This window comes from Promicromonospora sp. NPDC050880, from assembly GCF_044456525.1.
In the GTDB taxonomy this organism is placed as follows: Bacteria; Actinomycetota; Actinomycetes; order Actinomycetales; family Cellulomonadaceae; genus Promicromonospora.
The window spans coordinates 1-23,895 of sequence record NZ_JBITFV010000030.1 but is presented as its reverse complement, the minus strand read 5'-3'; the positions used below and the strand labels follow the sequence as shown (position 1 = coordinate 23,895).

The window sequence follows — 23,895 nt, the reverse complement described above, 5'->3', positions numbered from 1 at the left end:
CGCGCGATGCGACGATGGACCTACGCCCTCGCTGCCGAACCGAGGGAACTCGTCCCGCTCACCGACAGCGAGGGCGATCTCGACGAGGAGCACAAGAGGCAACAGCTCCCACGTTGTCGCCGTGGACCGCGCAACACTCGCGCAAGAGCGGGGGAGGTATGGGAGGTCTCGGACCGTACTTGGCCGGTTCTGCGTCCGGCCTACTGTCGGACTACGGCAAGCGTGTGGGCGCCAGGCGGACTCGAAGGTCAGCCCAGTGGTGGCACCGTTCGATACCGCGATGCAACGGGGCGGTAGCGAACGTCGATCACAGGCCCATGCCCGTACCGGGCACGCAGAGACCAAAGTGTCCCGATGTTGTGAGACTTCACAGATAGCCCCTGCCTGCGCCGACTGTGCCTACGGGGCCTCACCGCAGGCCCAGCGCCAGGTTGGTGATCGCGCCGACCACCGCGACCGTGATTGCGGTGGGCACGGCGGAAAAGGGCTTGGTTGCCCGGAGCCGCTCGGTCAGGTGCGCCCGCTTGGCGCAAGATGATGTTGACTTTCATTCTCACTTACCTGACTATGCGTCCATGCAGATATCACGGTTGCTCTCGGCCGGCTCGATCACCGCTCTTGCCCTGACCGCCACGGCGTGCGGTTCAGCCGTGCCCGACGGTACCGACGAGGCGAGCACTGTCCAGGTGCTCGCTTCCTTCTACCCGCTGCAGTATGTCGTCGAGCGAGTAGGTGGCGAGCACGTGACGGTCGACAACCTCACCCCGCCGTCCGCCGAGCCGCACGACTTGGAGCTTTCCCCGGCTCAGGTCCGCGCGATCGGGGATGCTGGCCTGGTGGTCTACCTCTCCGGGTTCCAGCCGGCCGTCGACGACGGCGTCGAGCAGCGCCAGCCCGAGCACGTCGTGGACGCCAGCGGCGCCGCGGAGCTCGAAGAGGACCCCGCCGGCGGCCACGAAGGCGAGACCGCCGAGGAGCACGCCGACGAGGAGGGCGCCGAGGACGAGCATGCAGGGACGGACCCGCACTTCTGGCTCGATCCCGTCCGGCTGGCCGCTGTCGCGCAGCAGGTCGCCGACGAGCTCGCTGCGGTCGACCCGGACAATGCCGATGCCTACGCAGAGGGCGCCGCGGCACTCGACGCGGACCTGGTCGCACTGGACGAGCAGTACACCGAACGGCTCGCGCCATGCGCCGACGCGACGCTGGTTACCTCGCACGAGGCGTTCGGTTACCTCGCCGGCCGCTATGACCTGAGCCTCGTCGGCATCGCCGGGATCGACCCCGAGTCCGAGGTCGCGCCCGCTCGCATCCGCGAGATCCGCGAGATCGTGCGAGCCAATGACGTCTCGACGATTTATGTCGAGACGATCGCCGACCCCCAGGCGGCCGAGGCCCTGGCGTCCGACCTCGGAGTGGACACCGCGACCCTGGACCCGGTGGAAGGCCAGACCGCTGCCGACGCCGACTACCTCGACGTCATGGAGGCCAACCTCGACGCCCTCGCCGACGGCCTCGCCTGCTCCTGACCGAACGGCCACGCGAAGCCCCGCACCACGTACCACTGGTGCGGGCTTCCATGTATTCGTACTCCCCCGTTCAACCGTCGCACGTTCACCAGCCGGTCACAGCACCGATCCGTAGCGGCTCGCCACGACGGCGCTGGACCGGCATCAGCTGAGTGACTCCCGCGCGAACACACCTCCACTCCGCCGAGCCTCATCACCTCGCTGCTGCGCCGGGTACGTGGCTGGCTCATGCTGGCGGCGAGCCTGCACGCCGTGTCGTCGGCGCTGGTGCTCTCTCCACTCATCGCCAGCAGCGTCATCGCCCGGCAGCTTCTCGCCGACCCGGCCGACCCGGGGATCTTGCAGACCCTCCCGACCGAGCCAGGTCCTCGTTCTGGTGGGCAGGGATAACGCCGTCGTCACCTGGCTCGACAACGTCGACCTGACCCGTCGCCACGTCGTGCACCGCCAGTGCCTCGCCGCCGCTGCACGGGTGCTCACCACCGTGCCCATGTCCTCCATGGGCTTGCACGGCGCCGCCGGTGTGCTCGTCCGGGTGCGCGCTGCACGCCATGTGCACCTCCATGACGGCAAGAACAAGGAGCATGAAAGTGACCACGGCCGTTGCTCGCTGCCGGGAACCCGGCCAGGAGCGAGCGGAAGCGACGTGTCAGGATCATGGTGGGCAGTACTGCAACGAGAAGCTAACGATGTGGAACCACCGTCCCCAGGCCGGCGCGCAGGGAGTCGTGCTGGCCCCGAAAGCGGCCGAGCTGGTCAGACCGGGTAGACCGCGGGGCCAGCCTCCCTGACAGGTTCGGCATCGCCGCGCGGCCGGTTCGACGACCGTCGGACGCGGACCGCCAGGACGGCCAGGCTCAGCACGGTCCCCCACAGGAGGATCCCCTGGATCCACGGGCCAAGGGCGACCCCTGCGGTGAGGCCGTCGCGGAGCTCGACCTCCTCGACCATCAGCCCCGCCTCGTCGCTCGCGAGCGCCTGGACCGTGCTCCCGTCGGGCGCGAAGATCTGGCTGGTGCCCGTCGTCGAGACGTTGACGACGCTGCGCCCGGTCTCGATCGCACGCATGCGGGCGATCGCGACCTGCTGCAGGTTCTCGTCGGTGCCACGGAAGTCGGCGTTGTTGGTCTGGAACATGAACACCTGCGCGCCGTCGCGGATGCCCTCCTGGATGACGTCGTCGAAGGCCACGTCGAAGCAGATCGCCAGCCCGACGCTCGCCTGGTCGAGGTCGAGCACCGGAGAGTCCGCACCGGGGGTGTACTCGCGCTGGAGGAGGCCCACGAGAGCGGGCGCGATCGCGCCGTACACCTCCCGGTCCGGCACGTACTCGCCGAAGGGGACGGGGTGCCGCTTCGCGTGCGTCGCCTCAGCGCCGTCCTCCGTCCACAGGAACGAGGTGTTGTAGAAGAGGTCTCCGACACCGGACGCGGCGTTGACGAGGACCGGAGCTCCGTAGGAGGCCGCCGCGGCGCTCAGGGCCCGCGCGGTACCCGGCTGCGCGGCAGGGTCGCTGTCGACGCCGCCCTCCGGCCACAGCACCACGTCCACCGGCTCGCTCGTCAGGGGCGCGGAGGCCGCGAGCTGTGACTCGAGCACGTCGTGCGCCGCGCGCTCGTCCGCGTAGGCGGCCGGGCCGTTGCCCTGGACCGCACCGACCCGGATCGTGCCGGCGTCGTCGGTCGGGAACTGGGGAACGATCAGCATGGCCAGGGCCAGCGAACCCACGGGGATCGCCCCCGCCAGGCCACCGGCGAACCGCGTGCGGGCCGTGCCGTCGGCTCGCCGCACCGCCCGCTCGCGAGCGGCCCACCGGGCGGCCTCGACCGCCCCCGCGCACAGGACGACCATCAGGAAGCCGAGCCCGGACACGCCCAGCCAGGACGCGACCGGAGCCATCGGGCTCTCCGACTGGCTCATCCCCAGCCGCCCCCAGGGAAAGCCGCCGTAGGGCCAGGAGCCCAGGACGAGCTCCCTGGCCGTCCACGCCCCTGCCACCAGCACCGGGAGCACCAGCAGTCGCACGGTGCGGGTGTCACGCCAGCGCGGCAGCCACCGGTAGGCGAGCACGACGAGCGGCGAGAGCGCCGCGAGGACGAGGGTCTCCGCGGTCGCCAGCGCTACCCACGGCACCCAGCCGAGAGGGTTGTCGCCGAGGAACCGCGCTGCCCACGACAGGTGGGGGAAGTAGAACGCCGCACCGAACGCCGCACCGACGAGCACCCCGCCCCACACGGTCCGCCCGATGAGCGAGACCAGCGCGAGCGTGACAGCGACAAGAGCGAGCGGCCACCAGCCGAGTGCGGGGAACGACGCATCGAGCGCGAGCCCCCCGGCCACTGCCAGGACGAGCGCCACCGGCAACCCTACGAGCGGACGTTCGGCGTCCACCATCGCGTGTGCGGTCCGGCGCGGCCCTCGTCGGTGCGGCCCGGCGGCGGCGTCGGCGAACCGATTCGTTGGCCACGGATTGACTGTTCGTGTCAAGGGCTTGATCCGTCCATACTCGGCTGGTGTCCGATCGTCGCGGGGTGGCGTCGGCGACTCCCACGATTCCACACTGTCAACTATGCAGAATAGTAGTTCTGCGGGCATGATGTGGTCATGGCGTTCATACGTTCGGTCGCGGCACCGCATAGGCGGCACGCACGCAGGTCCCGGCACCGTCGGATAGAAACCGTGGTCGGTCTCATTGGAGGCCTGTTACTCGCCGCCGGAGGGTCGCTCAGCGTGGGCAACTTCTTCGCCCCGCAGGCGGTCGAAAGGGTATACGGAACGATGAAAACCACTACCGATGGCGTAATCGACACCACCCGCGAACGCTTCACCGGCGAAGTTCCGACCATTCGATTGGGAGCCTCCGGTGGTATACCCGAACTCGACCGGTGCGACGGCACGTTCACTGAGATGAAGTCCTACGCACACGATGACGTGCCGCCAGTCTGGGCGGCACACAACTCGTGCGACGGAGATGCCATCCTGCCCTGGGAGACCGGGCAGAACGTCCGTATCGAGGGCAGCGACCAGATCTACGAGGTCGTCGATATCCGCTACACCCCGAAGACCTGGGCTACTACACACGACCTCATCGGACTCGACGGCGACCTCGCCTTGCAGACCTGCTTCTACGGCGAAGATCGGATGAAGTTCATCGGCCTCCGACCCGTCACAGCGCCATAGCCCCATTTGGTCAGTTGGCTTATCAGGGAGAACTTCGTGAACCGCTGACCGGGCTGGCGAGCCCAGCCGCCGACGCGGTGGCGATCACGGCGCTGCCGGTCACCGTCCTGTTCGCGGTGGTCATACTCCGGCGTTTCGCCGTCCCGGCTGCCCCCGCGGCAGCGGTGGTCGTGCTCGGTGCAGTCCTCGTACTGCCTGCTCCCGAACCGGCGTCGGCCCATAACCCCTGCCAGGGCAAGGACACCGCGCCAGCCACGCTCACGACGGAGGTTTGCGATCGTCAGATCACGATGAGCACGGCGGTGGCGGAGATTCCATGACAGCTGTTCCGCCGCCGGCCCGGCGTGCCCTGGTGGTTGACGACGAGCAGGACCTCGCTCGCCTGGTTGCCGGCTATCTGGAGCGCGACGGGCTCGAGGTGCACCAGGCGTTCGACGGTCCGGGCGGACTGGAGGCCGCGCGCGCCGTCGACCCGGACGTCATCGTGCTGGACCTGGGGCTGCCCGGCCTGGACGGCATCGAGGTGTGCCGCCAGGTGCGCACCTTCTCCGACTGCTACATCGTGATGCTCACGGCCCGCGCGGAGGAGGTCGACACCCTGGTCGGCCTGTCCGTCGGCGCCGACGACTACGTGACGAAACCGTTCAGCCCGCGCGAGCTGGCCGCCCGGGTCGGGGTGCTGCTCCGCCGTCCTCGGCGCATCGCCCAGGCGGTCCGCGCTGCCGAGCCCGGACCCGAGCCGGTGACCGTCGGCCGGCTGCGGATCGATCTCGAGGGCCGCGAGGTGCACGTGGACGCCGACCCGGTGTTGCTGACCCGCACGGAGTTCGACATCCTGGCCGCCCTCGCGTCCCGTCCCCGGGCGGTCTTCACCCGGCGGGCCTTGATCGAGGCGGTCTGGGGCGAGGGCTGGGTCGGCGATGAGCATCTGGTGGACGTACACGTGCTGCACGTGCGGCAGAAGCTCGGTGATACGGCCGCCGAGCAGCGCTTCGTGCGGACGGTCCGCGGCGTGGGCTACCGGATCGGCCTGGGCACATGACGGCGGCCCGGGGCAGGTTCAGGAGGCCAGGGCTCGCCGGCCGGCTGCTGGTCGCCATGGCACTCGTGGTCGTGATCGGCGGGCTGACCGCCTGGCTGGTTGTCGTGGCCATCGGACCCGGCATCTTCCACCGGCACATGCTGGCCGCGGGCCTGGACAAGGACGCCGCCGCGGTGCTGCACGCGGAGGAAGCGTTCCGGTCCGCGAGCACGACGTCGCTGGGCCTCGCGCTCGGCGCCGCGGCGCTGACCTCGCTGGCGGTCAGCCTGTTCCTCACCCGGCGGATCGGCAGGTCGCTGGGCGCGCTGTCCACCGCCGCCGCACGGGTGGCCGGCGGACGGTTCGACTCGCGAGTGCCCGCTCCCGGGATCGGCACGGAGTTCGACAACCTCGCCGTGGCGTTCAACGACATGGCCGCCCGGCTCGAGGACAGCCATGCGCTGCGCCGTCGGCTGCTGGCCGACGTCGCCCACGAGCTGCGCACCCCGGTCGCCACCATCACCGCCTACCTCGAGGGCGTCGAGGACGGCGTGGCGTCTCTGACCCCGGACACCATCGCCGTCCTGCGCGCGCAGGGGTCCCGGCTGTCCCGGCTCGCCGACGATCTCGCCGCCGTCACCCGGGCGGAGAGCCGCGATCTCGCCCTGCACCCGGAGCCGACCGCCCCCGCCGGGCTGCTGACCGTGGCGGCCCGTTCCGCCGCGGGCCGGTTCGCGGCCCGCGATGTCCGCCTCGTCGTGGACGTCGACGACGGCCTGCCCGACGTCGTCGTCGACCGCGACCGCATCGGCCAGGTGCTGGGTAACCTCCTGGACAACGCCCTGCTACACACTCCCGCGGGCGGAATCGTGCGCGTCGGCGCGGCACGCGCGGACGACGGCGGGCTGCGACTCACCGTCGCGGACACTGGCGACGGGATCGACGCCGCCCACCTGCCGCATGTCTTCGAGCGGTTCTACCGAGTGGACACCGCGCGCGACTGGCGGCTTGGCGGCTCCGGCATCGGGCTGGCGATCGCCAAGGCGCTGGTCGAGGCCCACGGCGGGACGATCAGCGCCGACAGCGACGGGGCCGGCCGGGGCGCGACCTTCGCCGTCGGGCTCCCGGAGCGCGGACCCACCGCCTGAAACGTCGCGCGCAGGCGGCGTCCGGACGGCGGCGCGGGCGTCCTGGTCAGGTGCCGTAGGACAGGCTGGTCATCATGCCGGCTTCGCCGTGCAGGATGTTGTGGCAGTGCAGCGCCCACTGGCCGGGGTTGTCAGTGTCGAAGTCGACCTCGAGCGTCTCCTTCGGTCGGACGATGACGGTGTCCTTGCGAGCCCCGCCGTCGACCAGGCCGAACGTGTGACCATGCAGGTGCATCGGATGGAACATCGTCGTCTCGTTGACGAACCGCAGCCGCACCCGCTCGCCCGACCGGACCGGCAGCGCGGGCGAGTCCGGGAACGCGGCGCCGTTGAGGGTCCACCGGTACGGGCTCATCGATCCGCCGAGCGTGACGTCATGCCGCCGGTCCACCTCGGCAGCCGGGAGAAGCACCGAATCCGCGGCGGTCAGGTCGGTGCCCAGCAGCACTCGCCGGCTCAGCTCGGGAATCTTCGCGTCCGCGGACGGTGCGCGGCCCCCGCCCGTCCGAACGAGCGCACGCCCGTGGCCCTTCTTCCCCTCCGCGGACGCCACCAGCGGGAACACCCCGTCGCCAAGGGTGAGGGTGACGTCGAAGCGTTCGCCCATCCCGATCAGAAGAGCGTCCGTGGTCACCGGCGTGACGGGGAAGCCGTCGCTGTGGGTAACCGTCATGCGGTGCCCGCCGACGGCGACCCGGAACGCGGTGTCCGTGCCGGCGTTCACGAACCGGACCCTGACCCGCTGCCCGGGCCGGGCCGTGAGCTGCTGCGGCGCGTCCGGCATGCGGCCGTTGACCAGGTAGTGCGGGTAGTCGACGTCGCCGGCTCCGCCGAGCAGCGGCGAGCTCATCGACTCCTCCATGCCGGGCATGTCCTCCATATCCATGTCATCGCCCATGTCCATGGATCCGTGATCCATGCCCTCCATCGAGTCGCCGGAGCCCTCCCCGCCAGAACCGTTGTTCTTGGTCAGTTCGGCGTAGACGTCGTCAGGGGTCCGGCCGGTGCCGTCAATCCAGTCGTCGAGCACGACCACCCACTCGTCGTCGTAGTCGCCCGGCTCGGCCGGGTCGTCGATCACCAGCACCCCGTACAGGCCGCGGTCGAGCTGGACGCCGGTGTGCGGGTGATAGAAGTACGTCCCCGGGTGCGGCGCGACGAACTCGTAGGCGAACGAACCGGCGGCAGTGATCGGGTCCTGCGTGAGGTGCGGGACGCCGTCCATGTCGTTGCGCAGGGCAAGCCCGTGCCAGTGCACGCTGGTCTCGGCCGGGAGCTGGTTGTCGACGGTGACCTTGAGCAGGTCACCCGCCGTCGCCCGCAGCAACGGCCCGGGCAGCTCGTCGCCGTAGGCCCAGGTCTTGACGGTCCGGCCGCCGAGATCGACTGTGACCGGCCGCGGCGTCAGCCGGGCGGTCACGGTCGAGCGGCCGGCGACCCGGCGCGCCCGCTCGGCCTCCAGTACGGCGGCCGACCGCGGGCCCACCGACTTCGGACCGGAACTGGTGGTGCCGCAGGCCGCGAGGCCGCCGATCGCGATAGTGCCGGCCAGGCCGGCGATGCCGCGAACGAAGGTACGGCGAGTCATCGAAGGCATCGGATTTCTGCTCACGCACTCCACCGTCGTCGACCTGGACTGCATCTGAGGTCGTCTTTCGATGAAGATCTGCCTAAGAGTGCCGTCCGGTGGTCGGCGCTCGGCGCTGCTGCCGCCGAGAAACGGAGGCGAGAAGGCTCTATTCGCGTCAAAGCCTGCGAGAAGTCATCATCGAAGTTAGCCTCACCGGGTGAAAACGGCTCGGCCCCCGTGGCCGGATGCGGTGGTGCACGGAGGACCAGTGCCGCCACGCCCCCATTCGCAGTCTCCCTTCCAGCGCGCCTTGGTCAGCGCACGATGGCTGCGCGCGTTCAGCTCGCTGGCGCTGGTGAGCCTGCTGATAGCGATCGGCCTGTGCGCCGTAGCACACGCCGGGCCGACGAACGAGACAGACTTGCCGGCACCGCCCGGGACCGCTTCAGCAACGTCAGCGGTCGACGATGCGGTGCCGCCCGAGCCCCATCCCCACGAGGACGACGAATGCCCCTCGGACGGCGCCGTCCGCACGACGGTCCAAGCCGAAGAGCACCCGGCGTCGGGTGCGGGATGGGTTCCGCTCGTCGATCCCTCTGCAGTTCGGGGCCGACCGCAGGCACGCAGTGGACCGCCCACGCGCCGAAGGACCCGCACTGGCCGGGCAGTGCTCGTCCGCACCTCCCGCTGGCGCGTCTAGACCTCTCGATCGCAGCCACATCAGTACCGGCTGCCGCGCAACGGCTCCGCAAGCCCGCTCTGGGCCTTGTGACCGTGGCGCGAGATGAGCACGCACGTAGCGCATTCATCGAACGAGAGCAAAGAGGTGCAGTCACTATGAATACTGCTGTCACGCCTGAACGGTCCGCCCTGTCGGCTCTGGTCGGGGACACACCGCTGCTGCGGGTGTCCGAGCCGCTGACCTCCGTGGACCGCGGCTTCTGGGCGAAGCTGGAGGGATTCAATCCCGGGGGAATCAAGGACCGTCCCGGGCTGCACATGGTGGAGCGGGCCCGCGCCCGAGGCGACCTACGGCCGGGCGCCCGGATCATCGAGTCCACCAGCGGCACACTCGGCCTGGGACTGGCCCTCGCCGGGATGGTCTACGGCCACCCGGTCACCCTGGTCACCGACCCGGGCTTGGAGACCTCGATGGTCCGCCTGCTGACCGCGTACGGCGCCACGGTCGACGTCGTCGCCGAGCCCCACGCCACAGGCGGCTGGCAACAGGCCCGCCGTGACCGCGTGGCGCAGCTGATGACACAACACCCCGGTTCGTGGTGCCCGGACCAGTACAGCAACCCCGACAACGTCGCCGCCTACACACCGCTCGCGCTGGAGCTGGCCTCCGAGCTGGGTCACATCGACGTGCTGGTGTGCAGCGTGGGCACCGGCGGGCACTCGGCCGGCGTCTCCCGCGTCCTGAAGCAGCTCTACCCAAACCTGAAGGTGGTCGGGGTGGACGCGATCGGCTCCACCATCTTCGGGCAGCCGGCCCGACCGAGGCTGATGCGGGGCCTGGGGTCGAGCATCTACCCCCGCAACGTCGCCTACGAGAACTTCTCCGAGGTGCACTGGGTAGCCCCGGCCGAGGCGGTGTGGACGTGTCGGCAGCTGGCGGCCTCGCACTACGCCAGCGGCGGGTGGAGCGTGGGGGCGGTCGCCCTGGTCGCGGGATGGCTGGCGAGGACCATGCCCGCCGACATCCGGATCGTGGCGGTCTTCCCCGACGGCCCGCAGCGCTATCTCGGGACGGTGTTCGACGACGACTACTGCGCCGCCCATGGCCTGCTCGACTCACCACCGGCCGCCGAACCCGAGACGATCGGCCGCGTGGACGAGAAGGAAGTCACCCGCTGGACCAGGTGCACCAACGTGATCGACCCGCTCACCCTGGCGGGCCTGCCGGTATGAAGAGCACATTCGCACAGGTACGCACCTATGAGCGCAGCACCCAGCTGCTGATGATGAACCAGTTCAGCATCAACCTCGGCTTCTACATGCTGATGCCCTACCTGGCGGCCCACCTGTCCGGCACTCTCGCACTGGCGGGCTGGGTCGTCGGACTCGTCCTCGGCGTGCGGAACTTCAGCCAGCAGGGCATGTTCCTCGTCGGCGGTGCGCTCGCCGACCGGTTCGGCTACAAGCCGCTGATCGTGGCCGGTTGTATGCTGCGCACGGTCGGCTTTGCCACGCTCGGCCTGGTCGACTCGCTGGCCGCGCTGATCGCCGCCTCCGCGGCGATCGGGCTCGCCGGGGCGCTGTTCAACCCGGCGGTCCGGGCGTACCTCGCCGCCGACGCGGGGGAGCGCAAGGTCGAGGCGTTCGCATTGTTCAACGTCTTCTACCAGGCCGGAATCCTGCTGGGTCCGCTGGTGGGAATGCTGCTGACCGGTGTGGACTTCCGCGTCACCTGCCTGGTGTCGGCGGGGATCTTCGCGCTGCTCAGCGTCGTACAGATCCGCGCTCTGCCCGCCCGGAAGAAGGAACCGGCAGGGCCGGACGGCGACAGCCGGCAGGGTGTCCTGGCACGGTGGCGCGGCATCTTCGCCAACCGGCCGTTCCTGCTCTTCTCCGGCGCCATGATCGGCTCGTACGTCCTCACGTTCCAGGTCTACCTGGCCCTGCCGCTCGAGGTCCGACGGCTCGGTGGAGACGGCGAGCCCGGCACGGCGGCGGTCGCGATGCTCTTCGCGGTCTCCGGACTGAGCACGATCATGGGCCAGACCAGGGTGACCGCCTGGTGTCGCGCTCGGTACGAGCCCGGCCAGGCACTGGTCCGCGGCCTGGTCGTCATGGGTCTCGCCTTCGTCCCGCTGGTGTTGGCCACCGCCGTGCCCGTTCCCGATTCCGGTGCGGGACTGTGGCTGCTCGCGGCGGGTCCACCGACGCTCACCGCACTGCTGCTGGCGGTCGGCACGATGATCGCCTACCCCTTCGAGATGGACATGATCGTCCGCCTCTCCGGCAACCACCTCGTGGCCACGCACTACGGGCTCTACAACACGATCTGCGGTGTCGGCATCACGCTCGGCAACCTGCTCACGGGGGCATCCCTGGACGCGGCCCGTAGCGCGGGAATGCCCGCGCTGCCGTGGATCACGCTCGTCGCGCTCGGTCTCGCGTGCGCGGCGGCTGTGTACGGCCTGCACCGAACGGGCAGGCTCGCGACGCCAACGGCCTCGGCCGAGCTACGGCCCGCGACAGCCTGATCCCGGACCTGGAGGCCAAGGGGCGGGCAAGCACCTGGTGCCTGCCCCTTGGCCTCGGGCCCGAGCGAGCGCTTGACAGGACTGGTCTACTATTCTCCTTAGTAGCCTTTAGGGGGTGTCGGTTCGATGGGACAGTCGACCAGCAAGTCCGGCTTCCGGTTCCGGCCGGGATGGCATCGCGCAGCGGGCTGGATCTCGCTCGTCGCCGGCATCGCGATCATCGCCGCCAATGACCTGATGCTGCTCGCGAACGCGACCCTCCTGCCCGGTGGACATTCTGAGCTGTATCTCATGGCTGGCATAGGCGTCGCGGCCACGAGCCTCTGGTGGTTCGGCTGGATGGACCGCCAAGAATAGTGGCGTACCCAGGGTGAGCGCGTGTTATCGCCGATCCACGCGCACCAGAACGTCGATGGCATACATGCGCGCCGTCGATCCCCCAGCATGGCCAGCAGGCTGTGCGCGCAGGTCGGCAATCCTGTTGCCGCCGGTGCGCGTGCGCTGATCGCCACGCTGTTCCTGACCCGCCTGTTCGTGAGGGCCACGGAAAGCACGTTCTCGTGGACCCCGCCGCCGGATCCGCTGTCGTCGCGGGGCTGACTGCAGGGCAGTGGACGGTCGGCGATGCGAGTGGTTGAGCAGCCCCCTAGCGTGAAAGGGAATTGGCGACGTGGCCGGATAATGCGTCGCCTCAGAGGACTCTGGAAAGAGACGCCATGAAGACCAGCGAGATGCTTGAGACCTATCCGAAGTCGATGAACCTTGACCGCACGCTGCTGGCCAGGGTGATCGAAACCATCGTCGAGTGCTCCCAGGTGTGTTCCGCGTGCGCGGACGCCTGCCTCAGCGAGGACGCGGTGGCCGATCTGCGCAAATGCATCAGAACGAACCTTGATTGCGCCGACGTCTGTGACGCGACAGCCCGGGTGTTGTCGCGGCACACCGGGTATGACGCGAACATCAGTCGCTCGCTGCTGGAGGCCTGCATCGCCGCGTGCAAGGCATGCGGCGACGAGTGCGAGCAGCACGCCAGCATGCACGAGCACAGCCGGGTATGTGCCGAGGCATGCCGCGCCTGCGAGGCCGCCTGCCGGGAGCTGCTGACCACCATCAGCTGAACTCAGCTCCCGGCAGGGAACAACCGAGCCACGAAGGGTCGGCCGAATCTGATCGGCGCTCTCGTGTCAGCCGTTCGCTCTGCCCACCACGAAGCCCGCCGATCGTCGTTTGTCGGCGAAGCTGGTCACGCTGCCGGTTTCCCAGTCGACGGCGAGGGCTTGGACGGAGCCGTAGTTGGCCCGGGACGCCTCGTCGGCCACGACGACGTCGTAGCCCATCGTCCGTGTTGCCTCGGCGAGCTGCGGGTTCTCCAGGCGTAGCTCGCCGTCGGTAAGGATGAACCGGCCAGCAGGTATGGCGGATTCCAGCGGCTGGCCGTGCAGCGCCCAGCGGGTGACAACGCTTGCGGTCGTGCTGGGGATCTGTCGGCCACCTGGGGTGCCGATTACCAGCACGGGCCGCCCGGCGCCGTCGAGCAGCATGGACGGTGAGCTCCAGGTCACGGAACGGCGCCCGGGCTCCGGTCGGTTCGCGTCCGTTCGTCCGACGTCGCTGAACCGCTCGAGCTGGTCGTTGAGGAAGAACCCGGCGACGTACTGGCCGCTGCCCCAGTAGTTGGTGATGGTGTTGGTCATCGAGACCGCCACACCGTCCGCGTCGATGACCGAGATGTGCGTCGTGTTGGGCGCGCCCTCGTAACCACCGAACGCGGCCGACTTTTTGGTCGTCTCGGCAACATCCGGCAGGGCGGCGGCGATCTGCGCGTTCTGTTCGGGGTCGGTGAGCCGTTCCACTGGCACGTTCACGAAGCGCGGGTCCCCGAAGTAGTCCTGCACGGAGGCGTCGGCGACCTGCCAGGCGCGGGACAGGATGTCGACGAACTCGGGCGAGTCGGGGTCGACGTCAGCGATGCCCGCGGCCTGCGCGATCTGGATCATCTGGATGATGGCGGCGCCCGGTAGCGCTGGCGCGCCCGAGAGCATCGTGTACTCGCCCACCGGGCCCGCAGCGGGTTCGAACACGTCGACCTGGTAGGCGGCCAGGGACTCCTTGTCGATCCCGGGGGTCTGACCCACTATCTGGGCGAGAGTGCCGGTGTAGAACGACCCGGGGCCCTCCTCGGCGAGATTGCTCATGGTCTCGGCCAGGTCCGCCTGGACCAGCAGGTCGCCCTCCTGCAGGGGCGTGCCGTCCTCGCGCTGGAAGTGCGGGAGCGAGGCGGCGACCTCCAGGCCCGGGTAGCCGTTGATCGAGGACGCGAGGTACCGCGAGACCGGCCCACCGGACCGCGCGATCTTGATGGCGGGCTGGAGCAGGTCGGCCCAGGGCAGACTCCCGTGGTCGCGGTGCAGTCGCTCCATCCCCGCGACAAAGCCCGGGATTCCCGCGCCGCCCTCCGGGATCCGGCCGGCCTGGTTGACCACCTCGCGGTACTCGTAGTTGGTCGCTTCGCCGTCGGCCACGACGATCGAGACGCCTCCACCACCGATGCCCGAGCTCGCCGGCTGCATGACGGCGTCGGCGAACGCGGCGGCGATCGCCGCGTCCACCGCGGTTCCGCCGCGTTCGAGCATCTGCTCGCCGGCCTGGGCGGCCAGTGGGTGACCGGCGCTGACGCCATATCCGCCCAGCACCGGCCCGGGGGTGGACGTCGACGGCGATGCCGACGGCGGCGTGGACTGGCGAGGCTGGGACGGGGGCGACGTCGCCGTGCAGGCACCGAGCCCCACCGCGATCGCGGCGGCCGTGAATACCGCCACGATGCCCGGCCTCCTGCTCTGCTCACTCTTCTTCACTGTTACCTGGTCCTTTCCGACATGGGTGCAGTCTCCATCTGGGTTGGTGCTGGTGCTCCGGGTGGCCGGAGCCAGGTACGGCGCAGGAGCCGTTCGAGCGGGCCGGGCCACCCCGTCCGCTCCCAGACGACGGCCACCGTGATCACGACAGCTGTCAGAGCGGCGCTGATCAGGACGCCCTGTTCGAACGAAAAGCCCTCTACCGGCTTGATCGGTGCGAGCACGACGAAGTGGAGCACGTAGAGGGTCAGCGACAGGCGACCGCACGCGACGAGCCAGCCGAGCACGCGCGACCGGCTGGGCCGGCGCATGATCAGCGAGCATGCCGCCACGACAGCAAGCGCCCCGCCGATGCTGCTGGCCAGCCACAGCGGCATCTGGCCGTGGGCGGCGCCGGTCAGCAGGCGCCACGGTCCGCGATCGGCGTCTGGCCCGAGGAGCGCGTAGGTGAGCTGGGAGATGGCGGCGGCCCCGACCGCGACAGCAGCGCCCCCGACTGCAAGGCGTCGCAGGATCCCAGTGTCGGTCAGGTCCAGTCGGGCGACACACAGGCCGGCGACGAACGGCACGGCCCAGCTAGCCAGCGGATATGGCCCGGTCAGCAGGAGCGAGTGCACCGCTTCCCACGGCTGCGCGCCGAGAGTGACCGGGTCGAGCAGATGTGGAACTGGCCTGATCACCTCGTGCGCGACGATGATGGCCGGCCCGGCGAGCGAAAGCACGACCCCAGCTCCTACGAGGAGGGCACGGCTCGGCAGACGCCACAGCAGCGGCGCCACCAGGAACAGGACGGCGTAGGTGGGCAGGATGATGTTGATCTGGTCTGTCAGCCCCTGGAGCGCGACGCCTCCGGCGAACAGGAGCGCCGCGCGCCAGGTGACCGTCGCCCACCGGTCCCGCTCCGACTGCCGGTTCAGGAGGTATCCCATCCCGATGCCGGCCACGACGACGAAGAGTATGGATGCTCGCCCGTAGGGCAGCAGGTAGAGGCGCTCGAGGAGGGACCGCGGGTCCACGGGCCCGACGTTGACGATGATCATCCCGAGCAGGGCGAGACCCCGCGCGGCATCTACGCCGACAAACCTGGGCTGTCTTGCTTCGGCTGCGGCACTCACAACCGTTTGCCGAACCAGACGGTTTGGCTCACGCGCATGCGCGAGCGCGATGGTTCTGGATTCAATTTTCTCTTCACTTCCCCGGAACGGCCGCGACCGGCCGGTGCGTTGCACCCGGCGGCGCCCGTCCGCGCACGACATGCAACCCGCGACGGTGTCTACACCGTGCGAGGTCGCTACGACTGGATGAGGTCAGGCGAAGGAAGTGATCGACGGCGGTGCACGGGATCCCGCGGGCAGTCCCGTCCACAGCGTGACGAGTGGACGGGACGTCTGCTCGGGCGCCCCGCTGGTCCGGTCGGCGGGCGTGACACGGGTGCGGCTCGCGAGCCGGTGCAGGAGCACGCGGATCTGCCGACAGGCCAGGTAGGCGGCCGCGGCCCCACAGGCCTGGACGACGGCAGCGCCGGCAAGCGCCAGAGCGAGCGGCGCGGCGTGCAGGACGGCACCGTCCAGCACGTACAGGCAGTCAAGGACGAGCGACGCCACCAGCGCGACGAACGCGACGTCCCACGCGGCAGCCCGGGCATCGCTCGACCTACCCGGGCGGGCGTCCATGTGGGAGCCGCGCGAGGCAATCATGCCCGCTCCGGTCAGACCCACCACAGCCAGCATGGCCAGCACTACTGGCGCCAATGCCAGCATCGTGGCGGACATCGCCGAGGACACCAGACCGGCGCGTTCAAGCAGCCCACCGTGCAACCAGTGCGTTGCAAGGACAACCGAGAACGTGAGTCCGACGGCCGCGGCACCGGAGGCAGGACGCGACGACACGACAGGGTCGCTCATCGCTCCCACCTCCCGGACGCCGCAGCACAGATCACCGAAACACTCTCACATCGCCGTGTCGCGGCTCAACCACACCCCGGCAACGAACTGCTCATGGAGGGGCCGGCGTCGAGCGCGGGCGGGTAGCGGCAGAGCTGGGCCGGACGGTCCAGGATCACGATGGCGAGCAGCGTACCGGCGACGCCCACGACGGCCAGGGACGCCGCGGCGATCACGGAGAACCGTGCTCCGATCGACGCGGCGTCGCGGTCGCTCCTCTCCTGTTGCCGACGGCGCAGAACGACCGCGAGCATGACCACGCCGCCGAGCCAGGTGGCGGCGGCCACGAGGTGGGCGATGTCTGCCGTCAGGACAAGCCACCGGGGTTCCATGGTGTTGCTGTGCCCGTCGAGCACGAATCCGGCCCCGGCCGACACAACACCGACCGCCGCGATCGCGGATCGCGGCACGGTGCGGCCAGTCCCTGCCAAGACAGCGAGCGCACCGGCCGCCTGCAGCCCGATCACCAAGCCAGTCGACCCGGCGAGGGCATCGGCCACGGCCGACGGTGAGGCCGCGGCCGCGATGGCTCCATGCGCCAGCGTGACCGATCGTGCCGCAACACGGAGAACCAGACCGCCGAGGATCAACAACCCGGTCCAGCGCACGGCGGCGAGCACCAGGGGGACGTCTACGAGGGTCTCGTCCGCGCAGGACCAGCCCCGCGAAGGCGAGACCACCGGCGGCGACGAGCCACCCCCACAGCGTCGCAGCGTTGCCGAATCGTCCGGCGGCGTCGACGAAGGCGGGCGCCTCGTGGTCCGGCATGGGTTCTATCGTGTGTCCCGAGTGCGACGTGGATGGTTGAGCGGCGTCACTGCCGCCCGCAGTCTCCGGAGAGTCGGTCTTCTTGCCGACGTTGAACGCGAGGGTTCCCTCCAGCGTGTGGCCGTCCTGCGCCGCGACGGTCCAGTTGACGGCATAGCTACCGTCCGTCAGCGGGCTGCCTGGCGTGGCGACGACGACGGTCCCGTCCTGCGCCTGCGTGATCTCGGTGTCGATGGTGCCCTGCGGCCCTTCGACCACGACCGTGTCGCCGACGGGGGTCACCGGGAGCGTGAAGGTCAGCGTGACGGCCGCGACTGTATCCCTGGACGTCGAACCGTCCGCGGGGTCGGACGAGGCGAGCTTGGTGTGGGCGGCGGCCGGCGCCGCACCATCATGATCACGATCGCGACGAGCAGGACGAGCAGTGTGTGCGCTTGTCTGGGCGCGAGGGCGCTTGCCACGGGAGGGGTCTTCCGTCTCGTCGTGGTGGGCACTCGGCAGCACCCCCGTGGGACGGCGAACCGGTCGCGGTCCCAAGAGGCTGGTCGGTGTGCCCTCCTACGTGCGGCAGATGCCCAGGGCCTGTAACGACGGCTCTCTCATCGGTCTTTGGTGCGAGTCGACGCGGAAGTGATGCTGAGCGAGCGGCACCACGAGCCGGCTGAGGACACCAGCGGGGAGTGTGGCCAGGGGCAGCAAGCCTGCGACCACCGCGAGGCACATCGCCGTCGTACGGTGGCAGTGGCACCCGTCTTCATGGGGATGCTCAGGCTCCGTCGTCCGGTCCAGTGCGGTTCTTGCGCTGCCTACCTGATCTGTGACCACCGTGGCCCACGAGACGTGCGTTGAGATATGGATGCTCGGCGATCCGCTGATCGCGTGCATCGACACGACGCTCGCGATCACTGCAGCGATCAGGAGCACCACGATGGTTCCTCGCCGCGGCGCGGGGAGGAACGATCGAAGCACCGCAATCACCAGCATGACGGAGGCAGCGTAGCCGGTGCACCGATGACGCGAACGAGTATGGCTTGATGGGCAGAACCCGGCCGCTTCACGCGGCCGGGCCCTGCTTCATAGCTGTCTCATGCCCACAGCAAACCGGGCTCAGCGGGCTCGGAGCGTGCCCGTGGTGCGGCCTGGGCGGAGGTCGAGGCGGCGCAGGAGCTGGGCGTTGAGGGCCACCACGACGGTGGACAGGCTCATCAGGACGGCGCCCACGGACATCGGTAGCACGAAGCCGACCGGCGCGAGCACCCCCGCCGCGAGCGGCACCGAGACCAGGTTGTACCCGGCGGCCCACCAGAGGTTCTGCTTCATCTTGCGGTAGCTGGCCCTGGACAGCTCGATCACCGACAGGACCGAGCGCGGGTCGTCGCTGGCGAGGATGACGCCGGCGGACGCGATGGCGACGTCGGTGCCGGCGCCGATCGCGATGCCGACGTCGGCCTGCGCGAGCGCGGGGGCGTCGTTGACGCCGTCGCCCACCATCGCGACCTTGCGGCCCTCCCGCTGGAGCTCCTGGACCTTCGCGGACTTGTCCTCCGGGCGGACGCCGGCGAAGTACCGGTCGACGCCGAGCTCGTCGGCGACCGACCGGGCCACCGCCTCGGCGTCGCCGGTGATCATGACGACCTGGACACCCAGGGCGTGCAGCCTCCGAACGGCGTCCGCGGACTCGGCCCGCACCTCGTCCGCGAGCTTGATCGCGCCGATGACGGCGCCGTCGCGCAGGACGTGCAGGATGATCGCGCCGTCGGCGCGCCAGTCGTCGGCCACCGGCAGCTCGTCCTGGCCGGTCTCCTCCAGCAGGCGCGGGCCGCCCACCCGGATCTCGTGGCCGTCGACCGTGGCCGCGACGCCCACGGCGGGCGACGAGGTGAAGCCCGAGGCGCCCGGGACCGTGAGCCCGCGCTCCTGTGCCGCACGCACGACGGCCTTGGCCAGCGGGTGCTCGCTGTCCGACTCCGCGGCCGCCGCGAGCACGACCAGCGTGTCGCCGTCGACGTCGCCGGCGGGCCGCACGTCCGCGACGGTGGGCTCGCCCTTGGTCAGCGTGCCGGTCTTGTCGAACAGCACGGTGTCGACGGTGCGCATGCTCTCCAGCGCCAGGCGGTCCTTGACGAGGACGCCGCCGCGGGCGGCCCGTTCGGTGGCGATCGAGACGACGAGCGGGATGGCGAGGCCGAGCGCGTGGGGGCAGGCGATGACGAGCACGGTCACGGTGCGGACGACGGCGTCGTCCGGCATCCCGAGGGCCGACCAGACGACCGCGGTGATCGCGGCGGCGCCCAGGGCGAACCAGAACAGCCACCCGGCGGCGGTGTCCGCGAGGCGCTGCGCGCGCGAGGACGAGTTCTGCGCCTCGGTGACGAGCCGCTGGATGCCGGCCAGTGCGGTGTCGTCGCCGGTGGCCGTGACCTCGACGCGCAGGCCGGAGTCGGTGGCGACGGTCCCGGCGGTCACGGGCTCGCCCGGGCCCCGCGAGACCGTGCGCGACTCCCCCGTCACCATGGATTCGTCCATCTCGGCGCGCCCGTCGACGACGCGGCCGTCGGCCGGGACGCTGCCGCCCGGCCGCACGACGACGACATCGCCGACGACGAGGTCGGCCGGCGCGACCTTGACGACCTGGTCGCCGTCGACCCGCTCCGCCTCGTCGGGCAGGAGCGCCGCGAGGGAGTCCAGGGCCGACGTCGTCTGCGCGAGCGAGCGCATCTCGATCCAGTGGCCGAGCAGCATGATGACGATCAGCAGCGCGAGCTCCCACCAGAAGTCGAGCTGGTGGTCGAGCAGGCCGAGACTCGCACCGAGGGAGGCGACGAACGCGACGGTGATCGCCAGCCCGATGAGCAGCATCATGCCCGGCTTGCGGGCGCGGAGCTCGCCGACGGCGCCGGTCAGGAACGGCCGCCCGCCCCAGACGTACATGACCGTGCCGAGCACCGGCGAGACCGCGTTCACCCAGCCGCCGGCCGGCAGCATGTAGCCGAGGAGCATCGCGAACATGCTGGAGAACCCCACGACGGGCACGGCCAGGACGAGCATGATCCAGAACAGGCGCCGGAACTGGCCGACATGGTCGCCGTGACCGGCATGGCCGCCGTGGCCTTGGTGCCCGCCGTGACCTTCGTGACCGCCGTGGTCGGCGTGGCCCACGTGCTCGGCCTGGCCCGCGTGGTCGTCGTGGACGGTGTGGCCCGCATGCTCCGCGGGGGCAGCGTGACCGCCCTGGTGCGAGCTGTGCTCGTCGGTTCCGCCGTTCCCCTGGTGCCCATCGTCACCGGAGGGCGTCGCGGGGTGGTGAGGATGCTCGGCGTGTGGGGTGGTCCCGGCGCCGGTCGGCCCGTGGTGGTGCTGGTGGTCCTGGCTCATGGTTGTCAGCCTTCGCTGGATGGGGTGGATGGGCAACAGGAGCGGTCGTGGGCGGCCGGGCGATCGCCCACGACCGCCGCCGGTCAGGCCGCGGCGACGTACCGCTCGGGCTCGGCGTCGAACAGCGGCCCGCACGCGTCGCAGCAGAACCAGTACCGGGCCCCGTCGTAGTCGCGGAACAGGCCCGCGGCCTCGGCGTCGGCCTTGATGACCGGGCTACCGGGCATGACGGGGCAGTCCGCGACGTCCTCGGCGCTCAGACCGCTGGTGTCCGCGGCGTGGCCGCAAGCGGCGGCCGGAGCGGCGCCGTCGTGCGCGTCACCGTGCTCGTGTCCGCCGTGATCGAGGGTGGCGTGCTCATGGTTGGCGTGGTCCTGCGCGCCGTGGGCGTGCGTGTGGTTGTGAGCCATGGGAAGTCCTTCGGGTCGAGGATCGGGTGGGGTGTGGAGGCGTCGCGTCCGGGTGCTCAGGCCCGCTGTGCGCTGTAGCCGGCCTCGGCGACCGCGGCCAGCACGTCCGAGTCATCCACCGGCGCCGAGCTCGTCACCTCCAGCCGGCCCGTCGAGGCGCTGACCTTCACTGCGTCCACTCCCGGTACCTGCGTGACCTCTTCGGTCACGGACATCTCGCAGTGACCGCACGTCATACCGGTCACTGCGTAAGCCGTAGTGGTCTGGCTCATGGACTCATCCCTTCCATCGTATACCCATAGGGGGTATGTTCTTAGGAGAAGATACCCAGCCCGGGTATCCTATGCAAGGGGCGAGCATGAACGAGTTCGACGTCGTCGTGGTGGGCCATGGCGCGGCCGCCCAAGCCGCGCTCCGGGAGCTAGAGGTCAACGCGCCAGACCTGTCCACAGCCCTGGTCGCTGATGCGGTCGGCATCAACCGCACGCTGGTCACCAAGGGCGTCCTCACCGGCCTGCTGTCGACACACCAGACGGGCCTGCCGCTGCTCACCGATGTGGAACGGCTCGAGGGCCCGGCGACGGGCCTGGAAGTCGTAGAGCGTCGCGTCCATCTATCGTCGGGGCTCGCGATCGGCTACCGGGCGGTGGTGATCGCCACCGGCAGCGCTCCTCGAGCCCTGGACGGCCCTGATCTGCCGCTACCGGTCCTGCACATGCACGAGCCGGACGACGCCGCGCGCGTCCGGCACCTGCTCGGCACCGTCGAGCCTGGGCCGGCGCGGGTCGCGATCCTTGGTGCCGGACTGGTCGGCGCCGAGACGGCCGCAGCATTGAGGGACGCCGGTGCCCGCGTCCATCTGATCGCGCGCTCGAAGCGGCCCCTTGCCAGTGCCCTGGGGCCGCAGATCGCCGGCCGCGTGGCCGAACTGCACCGCGAGCACGTCACCGCACACCTGGGCGCCACCATCGACCGTGGCTGGTCAACGGGCCGGGATCGCGGCATCGTGCTGGATGACGGCACCAAGCTCGAACTCGACCTCGTGATCGCTGCCCAGGGCACCAGCCCTCGCACCGCATGGACAGGGGCCGACACCTCCACGGGCATCCGCGTCGACGAGCGCCTGCGCTGGAAGGCGGGCACCTACGCGGCCGGGGGCGCTGCCGTGCACACCACCGCGAACGGCAAGGACTACCGCATCGACCAATGGGACGCCGCCACCGAGCAAGGCCGGCACGGCGCTCGGACCGCCCTGTTCGATCTCGGTCTCGGCGACGATCCCGGGCCTTACGTCCCGCGCACAGGCTTCACCGTGCGCTTCCACGGCGCCACACTCACCGGAGTCGGTGTACCGGCGCCCGATGCAACCCGCCTGTCCGAGGACTTCAGAGACGGCGTCGCCGTCACCCGGTTCTTCGGCTCATCAGGCCGGCTGGTCGGCGCGGTCGCCCTGAACGCACCGCTCGTCGCCCGAGAACTCGCGCACTCGATCGCCCGTGCCTGAGGCGTCACAACCCTGCCTCCTGCGATTAGGCTGAACCTGTCATGAACGTTATCGCCGCTCTCCGGTCGCTGCTCACCGCACCTCGGCGCGGGGTGACCAGCGCGCTCCTGATCGCCGTCGTGATCGCGGGCGTGGTGTCGATGCACTCGATGAGCGGCTCGCCCAGCGCCCATGTCCCGCCGCCCGAAGCGGTCGCAGCGCACGACGTCGAACAAGCGGGCCTGTCCCGGGCGATGATGACAGCTCAGGCGATGTCGGCTCCGGCTGGTCGGACGTCGGCCAAGCATGCAGTCCCAGTAGTGCACGACGTCGGCGGGGGTGCGGACTGCGCCTCGGACTGCGGTTCGCACGACGCTCATGACATGACGACGGCGATGTGCCTCATGATGCTCGTCGCCATGCTGACCATCGCCGCACCGCCGGCGAGCTACCTCGACGCGGTCCTGCTGCCGATCGCTCGGCGGGTTCCCGTGGCCGTGCCGCACTCGCGACCAGCTGCACCGCCGTCGTTGCACGCGTTGGGCATCCTGCGGACGTAGAAGCACACGTCCGTCGGCCCACTGTCGGGTCGACCGTTTCGCGACCCCACCGGGGCCGCCCGTGTGTCAACTACTTCGTACCGAAAGGCCTTTGCACCATGAAGCGCATCCTTGCGCCCAGCCTCGTGCTGGCGACCGCCCTGACCCTCGCCGCCTGCGCGGGTTCCGATGACCCGACGATGGACATGCCCGGCGGGTCTATGTCCGAGAGCGCGCCCGCCTCGGACGACGCCCATGACGGCGAGACGTTCAACGACGCGGACGTGATGTTCGCCCAGATGATGATCCCGCACCACCAGCAGGCCATCGAGATGTCCGACGTCATCCTCGGCAAGGACGGGATCGATTCGCAGATCACCGACCTGGCCACACAGATCAAGCAGGCACAGGGCCCGGAGATCGGGCAGCTCACCACCTGGCTCGACGAATGGGGCGCCGAGCAGCCGGACGACTCCATGGACATGGACCAGGGCGACATGGACATGGGCGACGAGTCCATGGACGGGATGATGAGCGAGGAGGACATGCAAGCGCTCGAGGACGCCCAGGGGGAGGAAGCGGGCCGGCTGTTCCTCGAGCAGATGATCGTCCACCACGAGGGAGCCATCGAGATGGCTCAGACCGAGGTCGAGGACGGGGCCCACGAGGCGGCCATCGAGATGGCCAGCACCATCGTCAGCACCCAGTCCCGCGAGATCCGGACGATGGAGGACCTGCTCGCCGGCATGTGACCCGCACGGCGGTGGGGGGGGGGGGGGGGGGGGGGGGCGGGCGCCGCCCCCGCCCGGGGGCGGGGGGGGGGGGGGGGGGGGGGGGGGGGGGGGGGGGGGGGGGGGGGGGG

General features: G+C 70.2%; 23 protein-coding genes and 1 pseudogene. 13 read left to right on the top strand and 11 right to left on the bottom strand.

The annotated features are described in order from the left end of the window. The first annotated feature begins 434 nt into the window (after positions 1-434). Complete coding sequence (locus ACIBBF_RS25495; RefSeq protein WP_397419050.1) at positions 435-1,529, top strand: metal ABC transporter substrate-binding protein; 1,095 nt, start codon at positions 435-437, stop codon at positions 1,527-1,529. 756 nt (positions 1,530-2,285) lie between these two features. On the opposite strand, the gene lnt is transcribed toward ACIBBF_RS25495, so the two are convergent. Next, a complete protein-coding gene (gene lnt / locus ACIBBF_RS25490) occupies positions 2,286-3,923 on the bottom strand; it encodes an apolipoprotein N-acyltransferase (protein WP_397419048.1) in 1,638 nt (545 codons plus the stop codon). Between the two features lie 336 nt (positions 3,924-4,259). Between lnt and ACIBBF_RS25485 the strand changes: the two genes are divergently transcribed. From ACIBBF_RS25485 to ACIBBF_RS25470, 4 genes are read left to right on the top strand one after another with little or no spacing between them, the layout of a single operon-like run. Next, the gene (locus ACIBBF_RS25485; protein ID WP_397419046.1) at positions 4,260-4,709 is read left to right on the top strand and encodes a hypothetical protein; all 450 of its coding nucleotides are present in this window, start codon (positions 4,260-4,262) and stop codon (positions 4,707-4,709) included. 14 nt (positions 4,710-4,723) lie between these two features. Beyond that, the gene (locus ACIBBF_RS25480) at positions 4,724-5,029 is read left to right on the top strand and encodes a hypothetical protein (protein WP_397419044.1); all 306 of its coding nucleotides are present in this window, start codon (positions 4,724-4,726) and stop codon (positions 5,027-5,029) included. Continuing rightward, on the top strand, positions 5,026-5,751 hold the full coding sequence (locus tag ACIBBF_RS25475; RefSeq protein WP_397419042.1) for a response regulator: 726 nt from the start codon (positions 5,026-5,028) through the stop codon (positions 5,749-5,751). The genes ACIBBF_RS25480 and ACIBBF_RS25475 overlap by 4 nt, the downstream gene beginning before the upstream one ends. Continuing rightward, positions 5,748-6,878: a sensor histidine kinase gene (locus tag ACIBBF_RS25470; protein WP_397419040.1), complete on the top strand. Its 1,131-nt coding sequence runs from the start codon at positions 5,748-5,750 to the stop codon at positions 6,876-6,878. The genes ACIBBF_RS25475 and ACIBBF_RS25470 overlap by 4 nt, the downstream gene beginning before the upstream one ends. Positions 6,879-6,924: 46 nt before the next feature. Here the strand turns inward: ACIBBF_RS25470 and ACIBBF_RS25465 are convergent, their stop codons facing one another. Beyond that, positions 6,925-8,475 (bottom strand): multicopper oxidase family protein, encoded by a 1,551-nt coding sequence (locus tag ACIBBF_RS25465; protein ID WP_397419038.1) that lies wholly within the window; start codon positions 8,473-8,475, stop codon positions 6,925-6,927. Between the two features lie 810 nt (positions 8,476-9,285). Here ACIBBF_RS25465 and ACIBBF_RS25460 point away from each other — a divergent pair. From ACIBBF_RS25460 to ACIBBF_RS25440, 5 genes are all read left to right on the top strand, one after another. Beyond that, positions 9,286-10,362: a PLP-dependent cysteine synthase family protein gene (locus tag ACIBBF_RS25460; protein WP_397419036.1), complete on the top strand. Its 1,077-nt coding sequence runs from the start codon at positions 9,286-9,288 to the stop codon at positions 10,360-10,362. Next, complete coding sequence (locus ACIBBF_RS25455) at positions 10,359-11,660, top strand: MFS transporter (protein ID WP_397419035.1); 1,302 nt, start codon at positions 10,359-10,361, stop codon at positions 11,658-11,660. Before ACIBBF_RS25460 ends, ACIBBF_RS25455 begins: the two co-directional genes overlap by 4 nt. Before the next feature lie 126 nt (positions 11,661-11,786). Next, positions 11,787-12,017, top strand: coding sequence for a hypothetical protein (locus ACIBBF_RS25450; RefSeq protein ID WP_397419033.1), 231 nt, complete (start codon positions 11,787-11,789; stop codon positions 12,015-12,017). Positions 12,018-12,038: 21 nt separating this feature from the next. After that, positions 12,039-12,260, top strand: coding sequence for a hypothetical protein (locus ACIBBF_RS25445; RefSeq protein WP_397419031.1), 222 nt, complete (start codon positions 12,039-12,041; stop codon positions 12,258-12,260). Between the two features lie 116 nt (positions 12,261-12,376). Further along, positions 12,377-12,778, top strand: coding sequence for a four-helix bundle copper-binding protein (locus tag ACIBBF_RS25440; protein ID WP_397419029.1), 402 nt, complete (start codon positions 12,377-12,379; stop codon positions 12,776-12,778). Positions 12,779-12,844: 66 nt separating this feature from the next. Here ACIBBF_RS25440 and ACIBBF_RS25435 read toward each other — a convergent pair whose 3' ends face one another. The 9 genes and pseudogenes from ACIBBF_RS25435 to ACIBBF_RS25395 form a co-directional block, all read right to left on the bottom strand. After that, on the bottom strand, positions 12,845-14,479 hold the full coding sequence (locus ACIBBF_RS25435; protein ID WP_397419027.1) for a gamma-glutamyltransferase: 1,635 nt from the start codon (positions 14,477-14,479) through the stop codon (positions 12,845-12,847). A 38-nt stretch (positions 14,480-14,517) separates the two neighbouring features. Continuing rightward, entirely contained in the window at positions 14,518-15,744 is a 1,227-nt protein-coding gene (locus ACIBBF_RS25430) for a DUF418 domain-containing protein (protein ID WP_397419025.1), read from the bottom strand. A 78-nt stretch (positions 15,745-15,822) separates the two neighbouring features. Beyond that, positions 15,823-16,419, bottom strand: a complete 597-nt coding sequence (locus ACIBBF_RS25425) for a hypothetical protein (RefSeq protein ID WP_397419023.1) — start codon at positions 16,417-16,419, stop codon at positions 15,823-15,825. 65 nt (positions 16,420-16,484) lie between these two features. After that, complete coding sequence (locus tag ACIBBF_RS25420; protein WP_397419070.1) at positions 16,485-17,078, bottom strand: hypothetical protein; 594 nt, start codon at positions 17,076-17,078, stop codon at positions 16,485-16,487. A gap of 247 nt (positions 17,079-17,325) precedes the next feature. Next, positions 17,326-17,730, bottom strand: a pseudogene (locus ACIBBF_RS25415) (copper resistance protein CopC); the annotation flags it as partial. 54 nt (positions 17,731-17,784) lie between these two features. After that, positions 17,785-18,210 carry a hypothetical protein gene (locus ACIBBF_RS25410; RefSeq protein WP_397419021.1) on the bottom strand — a complete coding sequence of 142 codons (426 nt, stop codon included), beginning with the start codon at positions 18,208-18,210 and terminating at the stop codon, positions 17,785-17,787. 123 nt (positions 18,211-18,333) lie between these two features. Continuing rightward, positions 18,334-20,601 (bottom strand): heavy metal translocating P-type ATPase, encoded by a 2,268-nt coding sequence (locus ACIBBF_RS25405; RefSeq protein WP_397419016.1) that lies wholly within the window; start codon positions 20,599-20,601, stop codon positions 18,334-18,336. 83 nt (positions 20,602-20,684) lie between these two features. Continuing rightward, the gene (locus ACIBBF_RS25400; RefSeq protein WP_397419014.1) at positions 20,685-21,011 is read right to left on the bottom strand and encodes a YHS domain-containing protein; all 327 of its coding nucleotides are present in this window, start codon (positions 21,009-21,011) and stop codon (positions 20,685-20,687) included. Between the two features lie 56 nt (positions 21,012-21,067). After that, complete coding sequence (locus tag ACIBBF_RS25395) at positions 21,068-21,283, bottom strand: heavy-metal-associated domain-containing protein (RefSeq protein ID WP_397419012.1); 216 nt, start codon at positions 21,281-21,283, stop codon at positions 21,068-21,070. Between the two features lie 86 nt (positions 21,284-21,369). Between ACIBBF_RS25395 and ACIBBF_RS25390 the strand changes: the two genes are divergently transcribed. From ACIBBF_RS25390 to ACIBBF_RS25380, 3 genes are all read left to right on the top strand, one after another. After that, positions 21,370-22,515, top strand: coding sequence for an FAD-dependent oxidoreductase (locus ACIBBF_RS25390; protein ID WP_397419010.1), 1,146 nt, complete (start codon positions 21,370-21,372; stop codon positions 22,513-22,515). A 41-nt stretch (positions 22,516-22,556) separates the two neighbouring features. Beyond that, positions 22,557-23,054, top strand: a complete 498-nt coding sequence (locus tag ACIBBF_RS25385; protein ID WP_397419008.1) for a hypothetical protein — start codon at positions 22,557-22,559, stop codon at positions 23,052-23,054. 98 nt (positions 23,055-23,152) lie between these two features. Next, on the top strand, positions 23,153-23,785 hold the full coding sequence (locus ACIBBF_RS25380) for a DUF305 domain-containing protein (protein ID WP_397419006.1): 633 nt from the start codon (positions 23,153-23,155) through the stop codon (positions 23,783-23,785). Positions 23,786-23,895: the final 110 nt, after the last annotated feature.